General features: G+C 72.2%; 24 protein-coding genes. 12 read left to right on the top strand and 12 right to left on the bottom strand.

The features are described from left to right. Positions 1–5: 5 nt before the first annotated feature. Together ACZ7H1_RS13385 and ACZ7H1_RS13380 are read right to left on the bottom strand one after the other, a co-directional pair. The gene (locus tag ACZ7H1_RS13385) at positions 6–2132 is read right to left on the bottom strand and encodes a VMAP-C domain-containing protein (RefSeq protein ID WP_470786291.1); all 2127 of its coding nucleotides are present in this window, start codon (positions 2130–2132) and stop codon (positions 6–8) included. After that, a complete protein-coding gene (locus tag ACZ7H1_RS13380) occupies positions 2129–2530 on the bottom strand; it encodes a CU044_2847 family protein (RefSeq protein WP_470786289.1) in 402 nt (133 codons plus the stop codon). Before ACZ7H1_RS13380 ends, ACZ7H1_RS13385 begins: the two co-directional genes overlap by 4 nt. A 162-nt stretch (positions 2531–2692) precedes the next feature. On the opposite strand from ACZ7H1_RS13380, the gene ACZ7H1_RS13375 reads away from it, so the two are divergent. Beyond that, positions 2693–2878: a DUF6104 family protein gene (locus ACZ7H1_RS13375; protein ID WP_030190019.1), complete on the top strand. Its 186-nt coding sequence runs from the start codon at positions 2693–2695 to the stop codon at positions 2876–2878. Positions 2879–2993: 115 nt separating this feature from the next. On the opposite strand, the gene sodN is transcribed toward ACZ7H1_RS13375, so the two are convergent. Beyond that, the gene (sodN, locus tag ACZ7H1_RS13370; protein ID WP_470786287.1) at positions 2994–3389 is read right to left on the bottom strand and encodes a superoxide dismutase, Ni; all 396 of its coding nucleotides are present in this window, start codon (positions 3387–3389) and stop codon (positions 2994–2996) included. A gap of 209 nt (positions 3390–3598) precedes the next feature. On the opposite strand from sodN, the gene sodX reads away from it, so the two are divergent. Further along, positions 3599–3958 carry a nickel-type superoxide dismutase maturation protease gene (gene sodX, locus ACZ7H1_RS13365; RefSeq protein WP_470786321.1) on the top strand — a complete coding sequence of 120 codons (360 nt, stop codon included), beginning with the start codon at positions 3599–3601 and terminating at the stop codon, positions 3956–3958. Here sodX and ACZ7H1_RS13360 read toward each other — a convergent pair. After that, complete coding sequence (locus ACZ7H1_RS13360; RefSeq protein WP_470786285.1) at positions 3862–4491, bottom strand: CGNR zinc finger domain-containing protein; 630 nt, start codon at positions 4489–4491, stop codon at positions 3862–3864. The two genes, sodX and ACZ7H1_RS13360, sit on opposite strands and share 97 nt — an antisense overlap. A gap of 80 nt (positions 4492–4571) precedes the next feature. Between ACZ7H1_RS13360 and ACZ7H1_RS13355 the strand changes: the two genes are divergently transcribed. Continuing rightward, positions 4572–5345: a class I SAM-dependent methyltransferase gene (locus ACZ7H1_RS13355; protein WP_470786283.1), complete on the top strand. Its 774-nt coding sequence runs from the start codon at positions 4572–4574 to the stop codon at positions 5343–5345. A gap of 88 nt (positions 5346–5433) precedes the next feature. Here ACZ7H1_RS13355 and ACZ7H1_RS13350 read toward each other — a convergent pair whose 3' ends face one another. The 3 genes from ACZ7H1_RS13350 to ACZ7H1_RS13340 are packed head-to-tail and all read right to left on the bottom strand — an operon-like array spanning position 5434 to position 8132. Further along, positions 5434–6201, bottom strand: a complete 768-nt coding sequence (locus ACZ7H1_RS13350; RefSeq protein ID WP_470786282.1) for an amino acid ABC transporter ATP-binding protein — start codon at positions 6199–6201, stop codon at positions 5434–5436. Beyond that, positions 6198–7145 carry an amino acid ABC transporter permease gene (locus tag ACZ7H1_RS13345; RefSeq protein ID WP_470786281.1) on the bottom strand — a complete coding sequence of 316 codons (948 nt, stop codon included), beginning with the start codon at positions 7143–7145 and terminating at the stop codon, positions 6198–6200. Before ACZ7H1_RS13345 ends, ACZ7H1_RS13350 begins: the two co-directional genes overlap by 4 nt. Positions 7146–7175: 30 nt before the next feature. Further along, the gene (locus ACZ7H1_RS13340) at positions 7176–8132 is read right to left on the bottom strand and encodes an ABC transporter substrate-binding protein (RefSeq protein ID WP_470786279.1); all 957 of its coding nucleotides are present in this window, start codon (positions 8130–8132) and stop codon (positions 7176–7178) included. Positions 8133–8663: 531 nt separating this feature from the next. On the opposite strand from ACZ7H1_RS13340, the gene ACZ7H1_RS13335 reads away from it, so the two are divergent. The 6 genes from ACZ7H1_RS13335 (at position 8664) to ACZ7H1_RS13310 (ending at position 14014) form a co-directional block, all read left to right on the top strand. Then, entirely contained in the window at positions 8664–9869 is a 1206-nt protein-coding gene (locus ACZ7H1_RS13335) for an NAD(P)-dependent malic enzyme (RefSeq protein ID WP_470786278.1), read from the top strand. 178 nt (positions 9870–10047) lie between these two features. After that, on the top strand, positions 10048–10596 hold the full coding sequence (locus ACZ7H1_RS13330) for a phosphoesterase (protein ID WP_470786276.1): 549 nt from the start codon (positions 10048–10050) through the stop codon (positions 10594–10596). Further along, on the top strand, positions 10593–12152 hold the full coding sequence (locus tag ACZ7H1_RS13325; protein WP_470786275.1) for an alkaline phosphatase D family protein: 1560 nt from the start codon (positions 10593–10595) through the stop codon (positions 12150–12152). The genes ACZ7H1_RS13330 and ACZ7H1_RS13325 overlap by 4 nt, the downstream gene beginning before the upstream one ends. Before the next feature lie 34 nt (positions 12153–12186). Then, complete coding sequence (locus tag ACZ7H1_RS13320) at positions 12187–13149, top strand: zinc-binding dehydrogenase (RefSeq protein WP_470786273.1); 963 nt, start codon at positions 12187–12189, stop codon at positions 13147–13149. A gap of 125 nt (positions 13150–13274) precedes the next feature. Further along, a complete protein-coding gene (locus ACZ7H1_RS13315) occupies positions 13275–13484 on the top strand; it encodes a helix-turn-helix domain-containing protein (RefSeq protein ID WP_470786272.1) in 210 nt (69 codons plus the stop codon). Beyond that, entirely contained in the window at positions 13484–14014 is a 531-nt protein-coding gene (locus ACZ7H1_RS13310; protein ID WP_470786270.1) for a Clp protease N-terminal domain-containing protein, read from the top strand. Before ACZ7H1_RS13315 ends, ACZ7H1_RS13310 begins: the two co-directional genes overlap by 1 nt. A 37-nt stretch (positions 14015–14051) precedes the next feature. Here the strand turns inward: ACZ7H1_RS13310 and ACZ7H1_RS13305 are convergent, their stop codons facing one another. After that, positions 14052–15053 carry a PadR family transcriptional regulator gene (locus ACZ7H1_RS13305; protein ID WP_470786269.1) on the bottom strand — a complete coding sequence of 334 codons (1002 nt, stop codon included), beginning with the start codon at positions 15051–15053 and terminating at the stop codon, positions 14052–14054. Position 15054: 1 nt separating this feature from the next. Next, entirely contained in the window at positions 15055–15936 is an 882-nt protein-coding gene (locus ACZ7H1_RS13300; protein ID WP_470786267.1) for a DUF4097 family beta strand repeat-containing protein, read from the bottom strand. Positions 15937–16137: 201 nt separating this feature from the next. Between ACZ7H1_RS13300 and ACZ7H1_RS13295 the strand changes: the two genes are divergently transcribed. Continuing rightward, positions 16138–16983, top strand: coding sequence for a hypothetical protein (locus ACZ7H1_RS13295; RefSeq protein WP_470786266.1), 846 nt, complete (start codon positions 16138–16140; stop codon positions 16981–16983). Positions 16984–17014: 31 nt separating this feature from the next. Then, on the top strand, positions 17015–17677 hold the full coding sequence (locus ACZ7H1_RS13290; RefSeq protein WP_470786265.1) for a GOLPH3/VPS74 family protein: 663 nt from the start codon (positions 17015–17017) through the stop codon (positions 17675–17677). Between the two features lie 92 nt (positions 17678–17769). Here the strand turns inward: ACZ7H1_RS13290 and ACZ7H1_RS13285 are convergent, their stop codons facing one another. Beyond that, positions 17770–18708: a LysR family transcriptional regulator gene (locus tag ACZ7H1_RS13285; protein WP_470786264.1), complete on the bottom strand. Its 939-nt coding sequence runs from the start codon at positions 18706–18708 to the stop codon at positions 17770–17772. A 219-nt stretch (positions 18709–18927) separates the two neighbouring features. Between ACZ7H1_RS13285 and snpA the strand changes: the two genes are divergently transcribed. Then, positions 18928–19587, top strand: a complete 660-nt coding sequence (snpA, locus tag ACZ7H1_RS13280; RefSeq protein WP_470786262.1) for a snapalysin — start codon at positions 18928–18930, stop codon at positions 19585–19587. A 70-nt stretch (positions 19588–19657) separates the two neighbouring features. On the opposite strand, the gene ACZ7H1_RS13275 is transcribed toward snpA, so the two are convergent. Both ACZ7H1_RS13275 and ACZ7H1_RS13270 read right to left on the bottom strand, forming a co-directional pair. Then, positions 19658–20239 carry a dihydrofolate reductase family protein gene (locus ACZ7H1_RS13275; protein WP_470786260.1) on the bottom strand — a complete coding sequence of 194 codons (582 nt, stop codon included), beginning with the start codon at positions 20237–20239 and terminating at the stop codon, positions 19658–19660. Positions 20240–20343: 104 nt separating this feature from the next. Next, the gene (locus ACZ7H1_RS13270; protein WP_470786259.1) at positions 20344–20937 is read right to left on the bottom strand and encodes a GNAT family N-acetyltransferase; all 594 of its coding nucleotides are present in this window, start codon (positions 20935–20937) and stop codon (positions 20344–20346) included. Between the last annotated feature and the right edge of the window lie 155 nt (positions 20938–21092).

The following is a 21092-nucleotide window of genomic DNA, read 5'->3' as shown; positions in this document are numbered from 1 at the left end:
CCGCCTCACAGGTCCCCCTGCAGCGGCTCGTCCGCCGGGAGCGGTCTGCCGGGGTCGTTCCACACCAGTCCGAGCCCGGCCGACCAGTACGCGTCGGGGTCGCGCCCGTGCACCCGCGACCGCAGGGTCTGCAGGCGCAGCGGGAGCCGCTCGCCGCGTCCCGCCTCGGCCAGTTCCTCCCGTATCCCGCGGTGGAAGTCCGCGCAGGGCAGGTCGCCGCCCGGCGGCACGCGGCGGGCGAGCAGGACCGGGTACCCCGCGCGCTGGACCGCGTGCAGCGATCCCATCCGGCAGTGCACCGGGACCGCGTGGTCGGGCAGCCCGTCGAGCCAGGCCGCGGCCGGGATCCGGGGACGGCCGGCGGCGCAGTCGGCGCGGGCCTCGTGGGGCGGCCCGCCGAGCAGCCGCGCCCAGCGCTCCGCGGCGTGGCCGGGCCCGGGCGGCCCCGGGTCGTCCGGGGGCCACGGCGGCGACGGGGGCTGCGGGGGCTGCGGGGGATCGCGCGGGTCCGGCGGCCCGCCCGGATAGCGGAACACCACGGGCCGCTGCACCCCGACCGGCACCCCGCCCGACACCACCCACGCGTCCACGGGCAGGACGAACAGCTCGGGCGCGGCGGCCACTTCGAGCAGGGCGGGCCCGCCGGGCCCGTCGCAGCGCCGGAAGCCCTCCGCGAGGGCGGACCGCGCCGCGTCCGCCAGTCCGCCGGGAGCGGCCCGTACGCCCGCGTCGACCGGGGCGAGGTGCTCGGGGCCGAGCAGCACCGAGACCCGCCAGTCGTACGCCTCCTCCCAGCCGTGCGACCAGACCTCGAGGAGGACGGAAGGGCCGGTGGGCAGCAGGCCGGAGCAGGGCGCGGGGCCGGGGGCCGGGCCGGCCGTCCGCAGGCGGCGCTCCCGCTCCCGGCTGCGCAGCCCGTGCTCGCGGCGGTCGCCGAGCTCCTTGCGCAGGCCCCGCCAGAACGGGCCGCGGGCGGCGGTGGCGCGCACCCACTCCCACAGGTCCTGGTCGGCGCCCGAGGCGAGCGGTTCCTCGTCCGCCACGACGGAGACGTCGGTGGCGTACCGGAGCATGACCGCGGCCTCGCTGCCGTCGCCGGGCGGGTCGTAGAGCATGCCGAGGCCGTCGCGCCAGCTCAGCGGGGGCTGGCTCAGGCCGGTCCACTCCTCGCCGCGTACGGCGTCGACGAGCCGGGCCACGGTCTCGGACGAGGCGGGCGGCGGCAGTTCGGACAGCAGGCCGGTCAGGGTGGCGCGTTCGGCCGGGCCGAGCCGCCTGCCCAGCCCGTCGGAGTCGCCCGGCCGCAGCCGCTGGTGCGCGTCGGTCCAGGTGGGGCGCGCGTCCTGGTCGTCCTGGTGGCGGTCGAAGTGGTGCCGGTCGTGGGCCTGCATCACGCGCCGGTACAGGCCGGCCTTGCTCTCGGCCGACAGCGGCAGCGTGCGCAGCTGGGTCACGGAGACCGCGAGCCCGCCGCCGCGGTCGTTGCGCCGGGCCTTGACGACGCCCACGACCTCTCCGCGCAGCAGGTCCACGACCGGGCCGCCGGACATGCCGGGGTCGATCTCGTCCTCGGCGCCGAGGCGGACCAGCGCGCCGCGGCCGGCGGTGCCGCGCAGCCGGGTGGGGCGGCCGGTGATCTCGGGCGGGCCGGTGTCCTCGGTGCAGCCGAAGTACGCGACCTCCTCGAAGCGGGGGCGCGGCCGGTCGGTCAGCCATACGCAGGCGTGCGAGACGGGGTCGAGGACGCGGACCAGGGCGAGGTCGGGGGCGGGCCACATGCCGGAGGAGTCGGCGCCGACGGCGCCCTCGGGCAGGATGCACTCCACCCGGCCGGCGACCGTGCCGGTGGCGCCGCGGGCCGTGCTTCCGGGCCGGGAGGTGCCGTCGGCGGAGAAGGTGATGCCGATCTCGCGGCCCACGATCCGCACGGCGCCCCCACCTCCTTCACCCACCACGTGCGCGCACGTCAGGACCCAGCCGGGGGCGATGAAGAACCCGCTCCCCCAGGTGTCGGCGGTCCCGGGGGATGCATACCCGTCCGGCGGGGCGTGGACGCGTACGGTGGCCGCCAGGACGAGGGGTTCGAGGATCTCGAAGGCGCGTGCCGGGTCGACCGTGCGCCCTGGGGTCACCCCTGGGCCCCCGTGGCGGGGCGGTCGTTGTTCCAGGTGAGCGTCACGGTGACGGCGGCCTTGCTCTCGCCGTCGGCCAGCACGGAGATGATCCGGCCGGGCTTGGCGGACAGTTCGATCCCGAAGGAGACGGTGACCTCGTCGGGGTCGAGGGCCTCGGTGGCCTGCCGCATGGCTCCGGCGACCCCGCGCACCAGGGATTCGAGGCCCTCGATGCCGCGTACGGCGCTGTCGGCGAGCCGGCCGGTGTCGCTGTACTTGCCGGGGGCGGGTCCGGGGCCTGGTCCGGGGCCGGGCCCGGCGGCCTGTCCGGGCAGCGAGGGCAGGTTCTCGGCCCCGCTCACGCGCATGAGCACGGGCTTTCCGCCCAGCTCCACCACGACGACTTCGTCGGCCATCCGACCACCCCCCGCTGTACGTCCAACAGGGCTCCGGCTTGGGCCTGTTGAGCAGTTCAGGCTAGCGCTGCGGGCAGGCTCGCGGGAGGCTCCCGGGAAACGCGGACTATCCTGGCCGGGAATGTCCCTTAACCCGACCTCTCATCCGGCACGGAGCCTGTTGTGTACTTCACCGATCGCGGCATCGAGGAACTGGAGAAGCGGCGCGGCGAGGAGGAAGTCACCTTCGAGTGGCTCGCCGAGCAGCTGCGCACCTTCGTCGACCTGAACCCGGACTTCGAGGTCCCCGTGGAGCGGCTGGCGACGTGGCTGGCCCGGCTGGACGACGAGGACGAAGACGAAGAGTGACGGAGCCTGACGCGGACTGACGCAGCCTGACGCGGACTGCTGTACGCCGACGCACGCACAGAGGCCCGGCCGGGGAAATCCGGCCGGGCCTCCGTGCGTGCGGGTTCAAGCGGGCTCAGGCCTGCTTGGTCTCCCAGAAGATGCGGTCGATCTCGGCGATGAGCTCCAGGGCCTTCTGGCCGGTCGCCGGGTCGTTCGACGCCTTGGCGGCCGAGAGGGCCTTCAGGGTGTCGTTGACCAGCTGGTGCAGGTTCGGGTACTTCTCGAAGTGCGGCGGCTTGAAGTAGTCGCTCCACAGCACCGAGACGTGGTGCTTGGCCATCTCGGCGCGCTGCTCCTTGATGACGAGCGCGCGGGCGCGGAAGTCCGCGTCCTCGTTGGCCTGGTACTTCTCCTGCACGGCCTTGACAGACTCGGCCTCGATGCGGGCCTGGGCGGGGTCGTACACACCGCAGGGCAGGTCGCAGTGGGCGCTGACCTTCACCTTGGGGGCGAACAGGCGGGAAAGCATGGAGTGGTCCTCCTCGTGATCGTCTTCTCAGGTGGGAGATTACTCCGTGAGAAAGCGGATTTCGCGGGCGCCCCCAAGGGCTTGGGACAAAAGTCCAGGGCCATCCTTGGAGAGGTGCACGAACGTACGGACCGATCAGGAGGTGGGCGGTGCTTGAGGAATGGGCATCGAGGGTGCCGTTCGAGGTGGTCGGGGTGTACGGCCCGTCCATGACGCCGACCCTGCTGAACGGCGATGCGCTGGTGGTCCAGTACGGCGCCCCGGTCCGGCCCGGTCACGTGGTGGTGCTGCGGCACCCGTTCCAGCAGGACCTGCTCGTGGTGAAGCGGGCGGTCGAGCGGCGCGACGGCGGCTGGTGGGTGCTCGGCGACAGCCCCTACGCCGGCGGGGACAGCACCGACTACGGCGCCGTCCCCGAGGAGCTGGTCGTCGCGGTCGGGCGGCTGCGCTACCGCCCGCGCGATCCGCACGCTCAGCGCTCGCCGTCGGCCCTGCTGTCCTGGCTCTGGTCGGCGCTGCGTCCCGTGCCCTGCGACGCCTCGGCCTCCAGCCGCTTGCGGGCGCGGTAGGCGGCGACGTTGGCCCGGGTGGCGCAGCGGTCCGAGCAGTAGCGCCGGGACCGGTTCGTCGAGGTGTCCAGATAGGCGTTGCGGCACGGCGGGGCCTGGCACAGGCCGAGCCGGTCGGCGCCGTACTCCGTCAGGTGGAAGGCCAGCCCCATGGAGGCGATGGCGGCGTACCCGGCCGTGGCGTTGGACGGATGATCGGCCAGGTGCATGTGCCAGCGCGGGTGGCCCTCGTCGTCGAGGTAGTCGTGCCCGGAGATCTGCGGGCTCACGGGGAACTCCAGCAGCAGGGAGTTGAGCAGGTCCACCGCGAGCGTGTGGTCCCCGCCGTCCGCCGCCTCGAAGATCGCGCGCAGCCGGGCGCGGACCCCGCGGAACCGCGTGACGTCCGCGTCGGTGGCCCGGCGGGCCATCTGGGATGCGGCGCCGAAGAGGGCACGGACCGCCTCGACGGAGGTGAGGGAGTCCTTGTTGCGGGCCGGCTCCTCGGTGTTGACCAGGCGCACGGCATAGTCCGAGTAATAGGCCAGTTCCACTTGTAGTCCTTACGGCGGCAGTCTAGGGTTTGGGTAACGGCTGATACGGCTTCGAGGGTATTACATACGGAGGGTTGGCGATGACCGGAGCGACGACGGGTACCGGAACCGGGACGGACTGGCAGGCCTGGCAGCAGAGCTGGGACCGCCAGCAGGAGTGGTACATGCCCGACCGCGAGGAGCGGTTCCGGGTGATGCTGGACATGGTCGAGGCACTGGTGGGCCCCGCTCCTCGGGTGCTGGATCTGGCGTGCGGTACGGGAAGTATTACGGACCGCGTCCTCAAGCGGTTCCCGGATGCCATCAGTACGGGCGTGGATCTGGACCCCGCCCTGTTGACCATCGCGGAGGGGTACTTCGCCGGCGACTCCCGCGTCACCTTCGTCACCGCGGACCTGAAGGACCCCGACTGGGCCGCGAAGCTCCCGTACGCCTCGTACGACGCCGTGCTGACGGCCACCGCGCTCCACTGGCTGTACAGCCCCGACCTGGCCGTGCTCTACGGGCAGCTCGCCCCGCTGGTCCGCCGGGGCGGCGTGTTCATGAACGCCGACCACATGCCCGACGAGACCACCCCGCGCATCAACGCCGCCGAGCACGCCCACCGGCACGCCGCCATGGACCGGGCCCGCGCCGCGGGCACCCTGGACTGGGCGGACTGGTGGGCCCTGGCCGCGAAGGACCCGGTGCTCGCCGAGCCGACCCGGCGCCGGTACGAGATCTACGGGGAGCACGCCGACGGCGACACCCCCTCCGACGCCTGGCACCTGCGCACGCTGCGCGAGGCCGGTTTCGACGAGGCGCGCACGGTCTGGCGCTCTCCCTCGGACGCGCTGGTGCTCGGCCTGAAGTAGCCCGTGCGGGACGCGTCCCGGCCCGCACGCACGCGGAAGGGGCGGTACGGAGATCCGTACCGCCCCTTCGCCGTGTACGGCGTACCGCCTAGAGCACCTTGGAGAGGAACGCCTTGGTGCGGTCGTGCTGCGGGTTGCCCAGCACGTCGCGCGGGTGGCCGGACTCGACCACGACGCCGCCGTCCATGAAGACGAGGTTGTCGCCGACCTCGCGGGCGAAGCCCATCTCGTGGGTCACCACGATCATGGTCATGCCCGACTCGGCCAGGTCCCGCATGACGTCGAGGACGTCGCCGACCAGCTCCGGGTCGAGAGCCGAGGTGGGCTCGTCGAAGAGCATCAGCTTCGGCTCCATGGCCAGCGCGCGGGCGATCGCCACGCGCTGCTGCTGGCCGCCGGAGAGCATGGACGGGTAGTTGTTGCCCTTGTCGCCCAGGCCGACGCGGTCGAGCAGCCGGACGGCGCGCTCGCGGGCCACCGCCCTGCTCTCGCCCTTGACCATGACCGGGGCTTCCATGACGTTCTCTATGGCCGTCATGTGGGGGAACAGGTTGAAGCGCTGGAAGACCATGCCGATGTCCCGGCGCTGGGCCGCGACCTCGCTGTCCTTCAGCTCGTAGAGCTTGTCGCCCTTCTGCTTGTAGCCGACGAGCTCGCCGTCGACCGAAAGCCGGCCCGCGTTGATCCGCTCCAGGTGGTTGATGCACCGGAGGAACGTGGACTTGCCGGAGCCGGACGGGCCGACCAGGCAGAAGACCTCGCGGGGGGCGACCTCGAGGTCGATCCCCCGCAGGATGTGGGCGGCGCCGTAGGACTTGTGGACGCCCTCGGCCTTGACCATCGGCTGGCCGGTCATCGGGTCACCTCCGTACGGCGGAACATGTTCAGGTTGGCACGGATGCGCTGCCACGGCGTGGGCGGCAGGCTGCGCAGCGAGCCGCGGGCGAAGTGCCGCTCCAGGTAGTACTGCCCGACGCTGAACACGCTGGTGAGGGCCAGGTACCAGATGGAGGCCACGAAGAGCATCTCCATGACGGCGCCGGCCGTGTTGCCGATGTTCGTGGACGCCCGCAGCAGTTCCGTGTACTGCACGGCCGAGACCAGGGAGGAGGTCTTGAGCATGTTGATGAACTCGTTGCCCGTGGGGGGCACGATCACCCGCATGGCCTGGGGCAGGACCACCCGGCGCATCGTCTTGGTCTGCGACATGCCGAGCGCGTGCGCGGCCTCGGTCTGGCCCTCGTCGACGGACTGGATGCCGGCCCGGACGATCTCCGCCATGTACGCGCCCTCGTTGAGGCCGAGGCCCAGGAGCGCGACCATGAACGGCGTCATGACGTCGACGGTCTCGTTCTTGTAGATCGGTCCGAGGTTGATGTACTCGAAGATCAGCGAGAGGTTGAACCAGACGAGCAGCTGCACGTAGACCGGCGTGCCGCGGAAGAACCAGATGTACAGCCAGGCCACGGCGCCCGTGACCGGGTTCTTCGAGAGGCGCATGACCGCGAACAGCACGCCGAGCGCGAGGCCCAGCGCCATGGCCGCGACGCTGATGATCACGGTGCTCCACAGGCCCTTGAGCACCGAGGTGTCGAAGACCTTGTCCCAGACCGTGTCCCAGAGGACGTTGCCCTGGGAGAAGGCGTAGACGAGCCAGCCGAGGAGCACGACGACGACGACGGCGCTGATCCAGCGGCCGTAGTGCCGTACGGGGATTGCCTTGATCGCCTCGTACGGGGAGCCCGAGGCGCCGGGTCCGGCCGGAGCGGCGGCCGGACCCTTGTCGATCTTGTCAGTCACAATGACTGCCCTTCAGTGGAGCGCGGAGAGTCACTTGCCGGCGTTGACGGTCGCCGAGGTGACGGCACTGTCCTTGACGTTCCACTTCTCCAGGACCTTGGCGTAGGAGCCGTCCTTGATGATGGCGTCGAGGGCTTCCTTGACCGCGTCACGCAGCTGGGTGTTCTCCTTGGAGACGCCGATGCCGAAGAGGCCGACGTCGCTCTGGCTGCCCGCGACCTCGAAGTCGTTGCCGCCGCCCGAGGTCTTCGCGATGTACGCGGCGACCGGGTAGTCGTTCAGGTCGGCGACGGCGCCGCCGGCCTTCACACGGGTCTGGGCCTCGGCGTCGGTGTCGAACGCCTGGATGGTGAGCTTCTTGGCACCGCACTTCGCGGCCTGGGCCTTGAAGGTGTCCTCGTAGATGGTGCCGCGCTGGACGGCGACCGTCTTGCCGCAGAGGTCCTCCAGGGACTTGATGCCCTGCGGGTTGCCCTTCTTCACCAGCAGCGAGACGCCGGAGCTGAAGTAGTCGACGAAGTCGATGCCCTTGCCGATCTTCTTGCCGGCGTCGTCCAGGCCCTCCTGGCGCTTCTTGTTGTCCGTCATCGAGGACATGATCAGGTCCTGGCGGCCCGTGTAGATCGAGGTGATCAGGCCGTCGAAGGTGCCCGAGACGAACTCCATCTTGACGCCGAGCTGCTTGCCCAGGGCCTCGGCGATGTCGGGGTCGACACCGACGATCTTGCCGCCCTCGGTGAACTCCATCGGGGCGTACGCGGCGTCCGTGCCGATCTTGATGACGCCGGAGTCCTGGTACTTCTTCGGCAGCTTCGAGAACAGCGGGGCGCTGTTCACCTTGCCGCCGCCGGACGTCTCGGACGACGCCCCACCCTCGGTCTGGTCACCGCAGCCGGTGAGGATCAGAGCGCCGGCCACCGCGATCGCGCTGACCGCGGCGATGCGGGACCGGGCGGCGGTCGTACGACGAGTGGTGCTTGCGGTCATGAGCTGGTCCTCCGGCAGGGGTGCTGAAACTGGCCGAAAACGGTCGGGCACGCACCTTCGAGTGTCGCGACCTCGTGTGATTACGGCATCTTGCCATTCGGACCGCACGAATCCGACGGTCAGCCAGGTCAAAATCGGATAACGGGTACCCCGAGTTGCCCAACAGGACTGCGGGGAAGGGTGATCGTCACCGGAAGTTCTGGCGTGAAAGGAGCCTCAGGCGCCATTTTTTGCGGCGCGTCTCGAGGCTTGGTCTGGGTTCGCCGGATTTTTCGACGAAAGCGGACAACCGGCTTAAAGTCACAGCGGAATCGACTCGTCTGGGCGAGTGTTCTTCCGGTAGAACAGATCCTTACACCCCTCATCCGGGGCCCAGGGCGCGTGTGCGGCGCGCCCGCGCGTACGAACCTCCCACTCCGGGGGAAGTGGGCCAACCGCCGACAGAAGCCGGAGTCTCGAACGCGGTGCCCGCCCACGCCTCAACCAGGAGTGGTCAACCCTCAAATGATTAAGACTTAAGGGGTCAAACAAGTGGCAGCGGAGATCGTCAATCCTCGCAGCGACAGCGTCACGGACAACAATCCCGATGCGGCCTTTGCGCTGCACCGCGGCGGCAAGATGGCCGTGCAGGCCACCGTGCCGGTCCGTGACAAGGACGACCTGTCCCTCGCGTACACGCCCGGCGTGGCGAAGGTGTGCAGCGCCATCGCCGAGCAGCCCGACCTGGTCCACGACTACACCTGGAAGTCCAACGTGGTCGCCGTCGTCACCGACGGCACGGCCGTGCTCGGACTCGGTGACATCGGGCCGGAGGCCTCCCTCCCCGTGATGGAGGGCAAGGCCATTCTCTTCAAGCAGTTCGGCGGCGTCGACGCGGTTCCGATCGCGCTCGCGACCAAGGACACCGACGAGATCATCGAGACGGTCGTCCGGCTCGCTCCCTCGTTCGGCGGAGTGAACCTCGAAGACATCTCGGCACCGCGGTGCTTCGAGATCGAGCGCCGCCTCCAGGAACTCGTCGACATCCCGATCTTCCACGACGACCAGCACGGCACGGCCATCGTGACGCTGGCCGCCCTGCGCAACGCCGCCAAGCTCACCGGGCGCACGCTCGGCGACCTGCGCGCCGTGATCTCCGGTGCGGGTGCGGCCGGCATTGCGATCGCCAAGATCCTCGTGGACGCGGGCATCGGCGACGTGTGCGTCACCGACCGCAAGGGCGTCGTCTCCGCGGACCGTACGGACCTCACGGACGTCAAGCAGGAGATCGCCGGGCTGACGAACACCTCCGGCCTCAGCGGCACCCTGGAGGAGGCGCTGGCCGGCGCGGACGTGTTCATCGGCGTCTCCGGCGGCACGGTCCCCGAGGCGGCCGTCGCCTCGATGGCGAAGGACTCGTTCGTCTTCGCCATGGCCAACCCGAACCCGGAGGTCCACCCGGACGTCGCGCACAAGTACGCGGCGGTCGTGGCCACCGGCCGCAGCGACTTCCCGAACCAGATCAACAACGTCCTCGCGTTCCCCGGCATCTTCGCCGGTGCGCTCAAGGTCCGGGCCTCCCGGATCACCGAGGGCATGAAGATCGCCGCCGCCGACGCCATCGCCGGTGTCGTCGGTGAGGACGAGCTGTCCGCCGAGTACGTGATCCCGTCGCCGTTCGACGAGCGCGTCGCCGAGGCGGTCACCGCCGCGGTCGCCGCCGCCGCCCGTGCGGACGGCGTGGCGCGCCGCCCGTAACACCGGCAAGGCGACCCCCAGGGCCGCGCCGCTCCCCTCCGGGACGGCGCGGCCCTTCGCATTCCCGGGAACCTCCCCCGCGAACCTCCCCCGCCGGGACAGCCGGGCGACGCCCGCGGTTCATCCGCTCCTGCTGGGATTCCTGACGCCCACTCACCGACGGCAGGAGGCACTTCCCGTGAACCTGGTGATCAACGGCGACGCCGAGAGCGGACCGGGCGGCGGCGCGACGCCGGTCGCGTCCGTCACCGGCTGGACGATCCGGCAGGGCGCGCCCGCGCTGGTCGGCTACAGCGTCGGCGGCGGCTATCCGACGCCTTCGGACCCGGGCCCCGCGGCCCGCGGCAGCCGCTTCTTCTCCGGCGGCAACAGCCCCGTCACCGAGCTGGTGCAGGACGTCGCTCTGCCGGCGTCGGTCGATGCCGGCACCGTGCGCTACACCCTCGCCGGCTGGCTGGGCGGGTACCTGGGCCAGGAGGACGGCGTGCAGCTGTCCGCGGAGTTCCGCGACGCGAGGGGGATACCGCTCGCGCTGTCCGTACTCGGCCCGGTCACCGCCGCGGAGCGGGCGGGGAGGACCGGACTGCTGCAGCGCACCGCGGCGTCGGCGGTGCCCCCGGGGGCCCGTACCGCGCGGATCCGGCTGGTGTTCACCCGGGCCGGCGGGACCTCCAACGACGGGTACGCCGACGCCGTCTCGCTCACCCTCACCGGAGGTGCCGCATGAAGCTCGACCGCCGTGCGCTGCTCAGGGCGGCCGGCGCCGCGGGCGCCCTCAACCTCGCCTGGCCGCTGAGCGCAGGCCTCTCCCCCGCACAGGCCCTGGAGGCCGCCCGGACGCTCGGCGCGGTGTACGACCCGGCGCCCTTCACCCTCGGAGTGGGCTCCGGCGACCCGCAGCAGGGGTCGGTGGTGCTCTGGACCCGGCTCGCGCCCGAGCCGCTGGCCGCCGAGCAGCCGCTGCCGGACCTGGTGGAGGTGGAGTGGGTGGTGGCGGAGGACCCGGGCCTCGGCCGGATCGTGGCCCGCGGCACGCACCCCGCCTCCGCGACCCTGGGCCACAGCGTGCACGTGGCCGTCCACGGCCTCGCGCCGGGCACGCGGTACTGGTACGCCTTCAAGGCCCTCGGCGTCACCAGCCGGACCGGCCGGACGAAGACCGCGGCCGCCGGAGCCCTCGCCCGGGTCCGCTTCGCCGCCGCCAACTGCCAGGCCTTCCACGACGGCTACTACGCCGCCCACCGCGGGATCGCCGCCGAGGACGTGGACTTCGTCGTCCACCTCGGGGACTACATCTACGAGCACGGGCCGGTCGGCGGCGACCACGTGCGCGACCACGACGCCCCGCAGACCCTCACCCTGGCCGACTACCGCCGCCGCCACGCCCTCTACAAGGGCGACCCGGCGCTGCGCGACGCGCACGCCGCCCACCCCTGGTACCTGACCTGGGACGACCACGAGGTCGTCAACGACTACAGCGGCACCACGGGCGGGGCGCCGTTCCTGCGGCGGCGCTCGGCCGCCTACCAGGCCTGGTACGAGAACCAGCCGCACCGGGACGGCTCGGCGGCCGGCCCCGGCCTGCCCGACCCCGAGATCCACCGGGTCCGGCGCTGGGGCGACCTGCTGGAGCTCACCGTGCTCGACCTGCGCTCGTACCGCTCGGCGCAGAACCTCGCGGGCGGCACGATCCTGGGCGCGGGGCAGAAGTCCTGGCTCAAGCAGAACGTCTCGGCGTCCCCGGGCGGCTGGCACGTCTGGGCGAACTCGATCATGCTCAGCCAGCTGCGCTCGCGGGCGGGCGGCCCGTACATGTTCACCGACCAGTGGGACGGCTTCACCGCCGAGCGCAAGGAGGTCCTCGGGCACGTGCACGCCGGCGGGATGGAGGACCTGGTCGTGATCACCGGCGACTGGCACTCGGCCTTCGTCGACGACATCCGGACGGACTTCGACGACCCCTCCTCGCCGGTCGTCGGCACGGAGTTCACCGCCCACTCCGTCACCTCGGGCGCGTACTCGGCGGACTGGAACAGGACCAACGGACCCGTGATGGGCCGGGCCAATCCGCACCTGAAGTACTTCGAGGGCAACCGGTACGGCTACGACGTCTACGAGGCCACGCCGTCCCGGTTCACCGCCCGCATGAGGGTGATTGCGGACCGGCGCGATCCGAACTCTCCCGTGACCACGCTGACCGCCTTCCACGTCGACCGGGGCGTCGCGGGCTCGTACGAGGACCCTGCGACGAAGAACTCACCCGCTCAGTGGCGGCGGGACTAGTCCCGGCCACTACCGGCCGGTAGCGTCTGGCGGCATGTTCGCTGCCTATGCCGCCCGAATCGACCGTGACCAGCCGCTGAGCGGCCTTGAGCTGGGCGAGCGCCCGGCCCCCGAGGCGCGCCCCGGCTGGGTGACCGTGAACGTCAGGGCCGCCTCGCTCAACCACCACGATCTGTGGTCGTTGCGCGGGGTGGGCCTCGGCGAGGACAAGCTCCCGATGATCCTCGGCTGCGATGCCGCCGGGACCGACCAGGACGGCAACGAGGTCGTCCTGCACTCGGTGATCGGCCAGTCCGGCCACGGGGTGGGCCCGGACGAGCCCCGCTCCATCCTGACCGAGCGCTACCAGGGCACCTTCGCCGAGCAGGTGACCGTGCCCGCCTGGAACGTGCTGCGCAAGCCCGCGGAGCTGTCGTTCGAGGAGGCCGCGTGCCTGCCGACGGCATGGCTGACGGCGTACCGGATGCTGTTCACCAATGCGGGGGTGCGGCCCGGGGATTCGGTGCTGGTGCAGGGTGCGGGCGGCGGTGTGGCCACCGCCGCGATCGTGCTCGGCAAGGCGGCGGGCCTGCGGATCTTCGCGACCAGCCGTGACGAGGCCAAGCGCAAGCGGGCCGTGGAGCTGGGCGCGCTGGACGCGTACGAGCCCGGCGCCCGGCTGCCGCACCGGATGGACGCGGTGATCGAGACCGTGGGGGCGGCCACCTGGTCGCACTCGGTGAAGTGCCTGCGCCCCGGCGGCACCCTGGTCATCTCGGGCGCGACGAGCGGTGACCGCCCGGCGCACGCCGAGCTGACCCGGATCTTCTTCCTCGAACTCAAGGTCGTCGGCTCCACTATGGGGTCCAAGGACGAGCTGGAGGACCTCCTCGCCTTCTGTGCTGCGACCGGCGTACGGCCGGTGATCGACGAGGTGCTGCCGCTGGACCGGGCCCGCGAGGGCTTCGCGAAGCTGGAGTCGGGCGACCTGTTCGGCAAGGTGGTCTTCACCGTCTGAGCCGCTTGAGCCGACTGAGCCGCCTGGGTGCGGCCCGAGTCGTCCGGGCCGCCTGCCACCGGGATCCGCACACCTTGTTGTCAATCTGGGTTGACACCCCTCCCGCGTCAACCTAGATTGACAGCATGACGGAAGCAACCGATCTCGCCGCGGCCGCCGGCGACCGCGACCCGCGGGTGGGGCTCCGGGCGGTCGCCGCGCTGCGGCGGCTGCTGGAGCAGCTGGAAGCCGTACAGGTACGCAGCGCCCGCACCCAGGGCTGGTCGTGGCAGGAGATCGCGGCCGAACTGGGCGTCAGCAGGCAGGCAGTGCACAAGAAATACGGGAGGCATTGATGTTCGAGCGGTTCACGAGCAGCGCCCGGAACGCCGTCAAGGGCGCGGTGGCACAGGCCGAGCGGGCAGGGGCGGAGGCGGTCGACGAGCAGTGCCTGCTGCTCTCGCTGCTGGAGCTGGGGGCACTGGACCCGCTCGGGGTGGACCCTCAGGCGGTGGCGGGAGGGCTTGCGCGGGCCCGCCGCCGGGGCGGGCTGTCCAAGGCCGACGAGGAGGCCCTCGCGGGCATCGGGATCGACGTGTCCGAGATCGTCTCCCGGATCGAGGAGGCGCACGGCGAGGGCGCGCTGGACCCGGCCCGCCGCACCGCGCGGCGCCGGTGGTCGAACCACCGCCCCTTCACGGCCGACGCCAAGAAGATCCTGGAGCAGTCGCTGCGGATCGCGCTGGGCCGCGGCGACCGCCACATCGGTACGGAGCACCTGGTGCTGGCCCTGATCGCCCGACCGGGTCCGGCCGCGGAGGTCCTCGCGGACCACGGCGTCAGCTACGCCGCCGCCGATGCCGCCCTGGCCCGGCCGGCCGCCTGACCCCGAAGCGGCGGGGCGGGCGGCCGGGCGGGAGCGGTCAGCGGGAGGGGCCGCGCAGGACGGCGTCGACGGCTCCGGCGGCCTCCGCGAGGCGGCGGCGCACCTCGGCGAGCTGCTCGTCCGTCACCCCCCGGTCCCGGGCCGCGTCCCGGATGTCGTCGCGGAAGCGGTCGAGGAGCCGGTCGAGGTCGCGGGCGGGGTCGCCGGCGGACGGCACGTCGGCCGCCCAGCGGGACGCCTTCTCCCGGTCGGCCGCCTCCTCCCCGTGGGTCGCCTGGTCCCGGCGGGCCTCCTTCTCCCGGCCGCCGCGGCCGTCCTGGCCGGTCCGGTCCTCCTGGCCGAGCCAGGACGTGGCCTCGCGGGCCAGCCCGCCGAGCTGCGAGGTGAACTCCGAGAGGCCCCCCAGACCACCGCGGACACCTGCCTTCGCGAACTGCTCCTGCATCTGCCGCACGACGCGCTGGACGTCCTCGCGCGCCTTCTCGTGGGCCTCCTGGGCCTGGCGGCGGGCGTTCTGCGCGTCCTCGCGGGCCCGGCGGCTCTCGTCCTTGGCCCGGCGGGTCTGCTCCTTCCACTCCTGCTTGGCGCGGCGCAGCTCCTCCTTGGCCGACCGCCAGGCGTCGCTGTCGCGGAAGGCGTCCTCGGGCTGCTTCTCGGAGGCCGCGGCGGCCGCCCTCATCTCCCGGCGCAGGTCTCCGGCCGCCCCGCGGACGTCGTCGCGGATCTCGGCCGCCAGCTCGGCGACCGACTCGCGGATCTCCAGCTCCAGGTCGGCCAGTTCGCCGCTGCGGCCGGACAGTTCCGCACGGCCCGCGTCGGTGATGGAGTACACCTTGCGGCCGCCCTCGGTGGCATGGGTGACCAGGCCTTCGGCCTCCAGCTTGGCCAGGCGCGGGTAGACCGTGCCGGCGGAGGGCGCGTACAGGCCCTGGAAGCGCTCCTCCAGGAGGCGGATCACCTCGTAGCCGTGGCGTGGGGCCTCGTCGAGCAGCTTGAGCAGGTACAGGCGCAGACGGCCGTGGGCGAATACGGGCGGCATGTCACAGCACCTTCTTGTCGAAGTCGAGGGCGGCGGGGGCGGGCCGGGCGGCCCGGTCCGGCTCCGGTTCCGCGTCCGGACGGCGCAGCAGGGCGATGGAGCCGGAGAGCGTGGTGGCCTTGAGGGTGCCGGTGCCCGAACCGAGCGTGCCGGTGATCCGCTTGGCGCCGAACTGCCCGGTGACGCGCAGGTCGTCGAAGGCGTTGGACACGGAGCCGCCGGCGGTGTTCGCGTCGACCGTGGCGTCCATGGGGTGCGGCAGGCGGATCGCGACCTTGCCGGACACGGAGGTCGCGCTGATGTCGGCGCAGGGCCCGGCGGGGTCGAGGTCGAGGACCATGTCGCCGCTGACCGACTCGGCCTTGACGGAGGAGCCCGCGCCGTCGACGACGGTGATCTCGCCTGACACGGAGCGCACGCGCAGCCCGCCGGTGACGCCCTGGGCCTCGATGGACCCGGTGACGGTGTGCGCGCCGACCGCTCCGGACAGGCCGACGAGGGTGACGTCGCCGTTGACCGTACGCACCTCGGCCGGGCCCCCGACACCGGAGAGCACGGCGGCGGCGGAGACGGCGCCGACCTGTACACGGGTGCCGGCCGGCACCGCGAGGGAGACCACGGCGGTGCGCTGCCAGCCCTCGCGGTCAAGGGCTCCCCTGAAGCTGGACCAGGGCAGGTCCTCGTACGCGACGGTGAGGGTGCCGTCCTCGTGGGTGACGTGCAGCGGCGGCCCCTCGACGTGGGAGACCTCCAGGCGGGCGGGGCCCTCGTCCACGCCGACGACGTTCACGGCACCGTTCACGAGACGCACGGAGAGCTCCGCGACCGGCTCTTCGAACGAGAGCTTCTGCGGCTCGCTGACCGACCACGTCGACTGACTCATGGGACTGCTCCTCCTCGGTCGGGGCCCGACGCAACATATCGCGTCTTCTGCAAGACACGATATATCGCGGCTGTCGGAAGTCAAGCGCCTCCCGGCGCGGCCGGCTGCGTCCGGATTGCTCAGTGATGGCCGTACGGGGCAGTTGATGCCGTTGATGCCCTTTGATGCACGGGAATGCGCCATTTGCCTTAGCGTGTGGACATGCCGATCTCTATGACGACCGCAGGCGGGCTGCTGCTCTGCCATGCCGAGCCGCAGTCCGTACGCCCCTCCGCGCATCTGCTGCGCGAGCGGCTGCTGCTCGCGCCGGCGGGCGCGCAGTGGAGCGTGCTCACCCCTCAGGGCAAGCCGTGGCGCGACGGCGGGCACAGCGCGTCCGAGGTGCTGGAGGGGTGGACGACGGCCGTGGCCGTCGGCGCCAACCGGCCGGTCCTCGGGCTCTGGTGGGAGGAGGGCCGGACCGGCTTCGCCCTGGCCTCCGGCCTGCGCCGCACGGTCACGTACGCGTGGACGTCCGACGGCACCCCGGACGGGGACCCCGATGCGATGCGGACCGTGGCCGCCCGGCTGGGGCTCGACCCCGTGCTCGACCGCGAGGCCCTGGACCTGCTGACCCGGCCGGACCCGGCGGCGGACGGGCGGGCCCGGCTGCTGGGCCTGATCGCACTTCTGGCGCGAACCGGCCTGGCGCTCCCGGCCGGACTGGCCCCGGGCGAGCCCGTGGACCGGCTGCGGGAGGCGGCGAAGCTCGCACCGGGAGCGGAGACGGTCGAGTGGTCGGGCTGGCGCGACGCGGTGCTGGCCGAACTCGACGCGGTGGACAGCGGCCCGCTGGGTCCGTGGGTGCGCGGCCCCCGGGCCCGCCTGCTCGGGGCGGCCCAACTGGCCGTCGGCGCACCCCTGATGGCCTGGGGAGCCGGTCGGCGCAGCGCCGGCTGGGCGGCGGCCGGAGCGGTCCTGACGGCCCACGGAGCACTGTCCCTCGCCTACGACCGGGCTCGTGGTCTCACATCCCGGAACCATGGCGGGGCCCCGGACGTCCCCTGAACGTAGGCATATGCATGAGGGGACGGGACGGATGAGAGTCACGCTGGGCGAGGAGATCATGCTGCTGTCGCTGGACGACGAGTCCGGCGCCGCGAAGGAGCGCCTCGCCGCCGGCTGGGCCGTTGCGGGCGGCATCCTGCTGGAACTGGTCCTGGCGGGCAGGGTGTCGATCGACGGCGAGCGGCTGGAGGTCATCGACACCACGCCGACGGGCACTCACCTGCTCGACGGGCGGCTGCGGATGGTGCACGACTGGGCCGAGCGGCACCGCAAGCCCTCCGTGGGCAACTGGCTGACGCGCGACCAGAACAAAGCCGTGAGCGCGACCGTCGACAGCCTGCGGGCCCGGGGGCTCGTCGTCGAGGAGGAGCGCCGCGTCATGGGCCTGTTCCCGGTCCGGCGCTACCCGGAACTGGACGGCTCGGTCGAGCGGGAGCTGCGCGCGCGGCTCGCCGGCGTGGTGCTGGCCGGGGCCGCGCCCGACGAGCGCACCGGCAGCCTGGTGTCGCTGCTGCACGCCGCCGGACTGCACCGGCTCGCCTTCCCCGACCGGCCCGCCCGCGAGGTCAAGCCGCGCATGGGGGAGCTGGCGGAAGGCCAGTGGGCGGCCGACTCCGTCCACAAGGCGATGCTGGCCATGCAGTCCGCCGCCCTGGTCGTCATCCTCAGCGCCGCGGCCATCACGGCGTTCTGACCCCGCGCCGCACGCACCCGGCTCCCGGTCCGGGTGCGGCGCGGCTGCGGGTCCCGGGTGCGGCCGGCCGCCGGATCGGCCCGCGCCCCGGCTCAGGAGGGCGCGAGCAGCGGGCTGCGGGTCCGGTGGAGCCAGTGCCGGTAGGCCTCGGGGCGCAGGGCCGCCTCGCGGTAGGCCGCGCGGAGTTCCTCGTACACCTCGCCGTACGCGAAACCCGGGCGCGTCACCAGCAGCAGCCGGACGGCCAGCGGGTCGCCGCGCAGGGGGCGGATCGCCATGTCCTCCCGCGGTCCCGACGTGGGCTGGCAGGGCGCGACCGCCTCGCCCGTGACCACCAGCGAGGCGGCGGTGTGGTAATCCCCGTGCAGGAAGGGCGGGTCGAAGCCGGCCTCGGCGAGCACCCGGCGCAGCCCGTCCCATTCGCCGTCCACCGACGGGTCGACCATCCAGCGGTCTCCGGCCAGGTCCGCCAGGTCCACCACCGCCGCCCGGGCAGCCGGATGGTCGCGTGCCATCGAGACGAACTGCGGCTCCCGCTCGACGAGCACGTGCGGTTCCACCCCCGGCGGGATCCGGAGCGGGCAGCCCTCGACCTCGTGGACGAAGGCCACGTCCAGCTGTCCGCACGCAACCATCCGCAGCAGGGCATTGGCCGAAACGTCCACCAGGAGTGAGGTCTCGGTGGCCGGGAGCCGCCGTCGCAGCCGTCGCAGCCAGCCCGGCAGGGCCCGGCTTGCCGTCGAGCCGATCCGCAGCCGCGGGCCCTGTGCGGCGGCCCGTGCCTCCGCCACCAGGACGGCCATCCCGTCGAGCAGCGGACGGGCCCGGCCCAGCACCACCCGCCCGAACGGCGTGGGGCGGCAGCCGGTGCGCTCACGCAGGAACAGCTCGCCGTCCAGGGCCTGTTCGATCCGGCGCAGTTGCGTGGTGAGCGAGGGCTGGCTGACGCCGAGCTGCCGGGCCGCCTTGTGCAGACTGCCCGCGTCCGCGATGGCGCACAGTGCGCGCAGGTGCCTCACCTCAAGCTCCATGCCCCGAGGGTAGGGCGGCCCCTGGGAGCGCACCAGCCACTGGTGAACCACCGATTTCCGCCATTCTTACGGCAGTTGGCGGCGCGGCGAAGCTTGGCTCGGAGCAGGCGATAGGGCCGCGTTATCGAGGACTGGCATCATCCGCACGGCGCATCCGCTCCCCCAGACTCCGGTACCGAACGACCGCCCCGTTCACCGGAAATGAAGTGGGAGCCCCCCATGCCCCAGTCCCGCATGACCGTACTCGCCTGCACGCTCGGCCTCGGCCTCGCCGCTGCGCTCGGTGCCGCACCCGCCGCGGGCGCCGCCCCGGCCCCGGCCGCCGCGACCGGCTCGCCGGCATCGTACGCCGCCTACGAGAAGTCGAAGGAGAACGCCGCTGCGAACCGGGCGTTCTTCGAGGCCGTCATGAAGTCCGTCGCGGAGAAGCGCGCCGCGAACCCGCGCGCCGCCGCGGTGACCGTCACCTACAGCACCCGCAACGCGCCCAGCTTCCGCACCCAGATCGCCCGCAGCACCCAGATATGGAACAGCTCGGTCAGCAACGTGAAGCTCCAGGAGGTCAGCTCCGGGGGGAACTTCTCGTACCGCGAGGGCAACGACCCCCGCGGCTCGTACGCCAGCACCGACGGCCACGGTCGCGGGTACATCTTCCTCGACTACCGCCAGAACCAGCAGTACGACTCGACCCGCGTGACGTCCCACGAGACCGGCCACGTGCTGGGCCTGCCGGACCACTACTCGGGCCCGTGCAGCGAGCTGATGTCGGGCGGCGGCCCGGGCACGTCGTGCCGCAACGCCGTCCCGAACTCCGCCGAGCGCAGCCGCGTCGACTACCTGTGGCGCAACGGCCTGGCCGCCGCCCTCGCGAAGAAGTAGCGCCGGGCACGCACGTGCAGGCCCGCCGGGCCCCTCGGGGACCCGGCAGGCCTGCACGCACATCAGCGTGTCAGCGCTTGCGTGCGTACGTGCGCACGACGACGCCGTTCTCGAAGGTGCGCAGGTCCGTCAGCTCGACCTCGCGCAGGGCGAATCCGGCCGTCGACATCGGCAGGCCCGATCCCGTGAACACCGGGTACGTCTTGAGTACGAACTCGTCGATCTCGTCGACGAGCTGCCCGGCGACGTCCGCGCCGCCGCAGAGCCAGATCCCGAGGCCGTCCTGCTGCTTCAGTTCCCGCATCCATGCCGCGACGTCACCGCTGACGATCTCCACGGCCGGGTCCGGCGAGGGCGAGAGCGAGCGCGAGACGACGTACTGCTTCAGGTGGGCATAGGGGCTGGTGACTCCGGCCTTGAGGCCCACGTCGTAGCTGGCCCGGCCCTGGACGACGGTGTCGAAGCGCTTGGCCTCGACGGACTCCATCCCGAAGTGCGCGTGCGCATGGGTGGGCAGGGTCTCCGGGTAGTCGCCGGTCATGAAGCCGACGAACTCGGGGCTGAGCCACTGGTTGAAGAAGTCCCCGTCACCGTCGGGGTCGCCGATGAACCCGTCGACGGACACGGCCATGAAGTACGTGAGCTTGCGCAAGCGCAATCCTCTTCCGTTCGTTCGCGGTCACCCCGGCGGCGACCACTGCGAGGAAAGTACTACGTTCACAGTGGTCTCACAATCGATTTCCGGCCCTGCGGTTTTCAGCCGCGGGGCTTGCGCCACATGGGCCACATCAGCGGCCCGTCGGGCAGCTGCACCGCCGTGCCCGTGAACTCGAAACCGAGCCGCTCGTACAGCCCGCGGCTGCGCTCGCTGCTCGCCTCCAGGTAGGCCGGCAGCCCCTCGCGGTCGCAGCGCTCCAGCACCGGCCGGATCAGCTCGGTGCCCAGCCCCTCGCCCTGGCGTCCCGGGGCCACCCCGATCATGAGGAGGTACGCGTGCTCCTCGGCCGTCGGGTGCACTTCACCGGTCAGCCGGCCCACGAGCTCGCAGCGTTCGTTGCCGGGGTCCGCCGCCTCCCGCATCCGGGCCGGGATCTCGTCCTCGCCCTCCGGCTCCCCCGCCGGGATCCGCAGCCACAGCGCGACCGCCGAACCGTCCGCGGCGCAGTCGATACGCCCCTCCGCCAGCGCCACGTCCACGAACACCCCGAGGAAGCGCGCGTGGACCGCGCGCCGGTGCGCCGGGTCCGGGAAGACCCAGCTGCTCACCGGATCGTTCCGGAAGGCCTCGTCCAGCAGCGCGGCCACCGCGTCCCGGTCGGTCTCCAGAGCCTGTCGTATCTCCAGTCCCACTGTCAGTCACCCGTCACTTGAGAGGCCGTCAACAACGGGACAGGATCCTAGGGTTACCGCATGGCGAAGGCCCGCCCGCATGACCGGAATCGATCCTGCGGACGGGCCCGCCGCCCCTCAGGGCGCCTGTGCGGACGCCCAGGTCGTGTCGTCAA

The sequence above is a fragment of the Streptomyces sp. NPDC037401 genome (assembly GCF_055602345.1).
Note: the sequence above shows the minus strand (reverse complement) of the source record. Positions and strands in the feature narration are given on the sequence as shown.

Excerpts from the sequence above, each read along its gene's own strand:
- ACZ7H1_RS13380 (WP_470786289.1), bottom strand. The coding sequence starts at position 2,530 with ATGGCCGACGAAGTCGTCGTGGTGGAGCTGGGCGGAAAGCCCGTGCTC.
- sodN (WP_470786287.1), bottom strand. The coding sequence starts at position 3,389 with ATGCTTTCCCGCCTGTTCGCCCCCAAGGTGAAGGTCAGCGCCCACTGC.
- sodX (WP_470786321.1), top strand. The coding sequence starts at position 3,599 with ATGACGCCGACCCTGCTGAACGGCGATGCGCTGGTGGTCCAGTACGGC.
- ACZ7H1_RS13355 (WP_470786283.1), top strand. The coding sequence starts at position 4,572 with ATGACCGGAGCGACGACGGGTACCGGAACCGGGACGGACTGGCAGGCC.
- ACZ7H1_RS13350 (WP_470786282.1), bottom strand. The coding sequence starts at position 6,201 with ATGACCGGCCAGCCGATGGTCAAGGCCGAGGGCGTCCACAAGTCCTAC.
- ACZ7H1_RS13340 (WP_470786279.1), bottom strand. The coding sequence starts at position 8,132 with ATGACCGCAAGCACCACTCGTCGTACGACCGCCGCCCGGTCCCGCATC.
- ACZ7H1_RS13325 (WP_470786275.1), top strand. The coding sequence starts at position 10,593 with ATGAAGCTCGACCGCCGTGCGCTGCTCAGGGCGGCCGGCGCCGCGGGC.
- ACZ7H1_RS13320 (WP_470786273.1), top strand. The coding sequence starts at position 12,187 with ATGTTCGCTGCCTATGCCGCCCGAATCGACCGTGACCAGCCGCTGAGC.
- ACZ7H1_RS13315 (WP_470786272.1), top strand. The coding sequence starts at position 13,275 with ATGACGGAAGCAACCGATCTCGCCGCGGCCGCCGGCGACCGCGACCCG.
- ACZ7H1_RS13310 (WP_470786270.1), top strand. The coding sequence starts at position 13,484 with ATGTTCGAGCGGTTCACGAGCAGCGCCCGGAACGCCGTCAAGGGCGCG.
- ACZ7H1_RS13305 (WP_470786269.1), bottom strand. The coding sequence starts at position 15,053 with ATGCCGCCCGTATTCGCCCACGGCCGTCTGCGCCTGTACCTGCTCAAG.
- ACZ7H1_RS13300 (WP_470786267.1), bottom strand. The coding sequence starts at position 15,936 with ATGAGTCAGTCGACGTGGTCGGTCAGCGAGCCGCAGAAGCTCTCGTTC.
- ACZ7H1_RS13295 (WP_470786266.1), top strand. The coding sequence starts at position 16,138 with ATGCCGATCTCTATGACGACCGCAGGCGGGCTGCTGCTCTGCCATGCC.
- ACZ7H1_RS13290 (WP_470786265.1), top strand. The coding sequence starts at position 17,015 with ATGAGAGTCACGCTGGGCGAGGAGATCATGCTGCTGTCGCTGGACGAC.
- ACZ7H1_RS13285 (WP_470786264.1), bottom strand. The coding sequence starts at position 18,708 with ATGGAGCTTGAGGTGAGGCACCTGCGCGCACTGTGCGCCATCGCGGAC.
- snpA (WP_470786262.1), top strand. The coding sequence starts at position 18,928 with ATGCCCCAGTCCCGCATGACCGTACTCGCCTGCACGCTCGGCCTCGGC.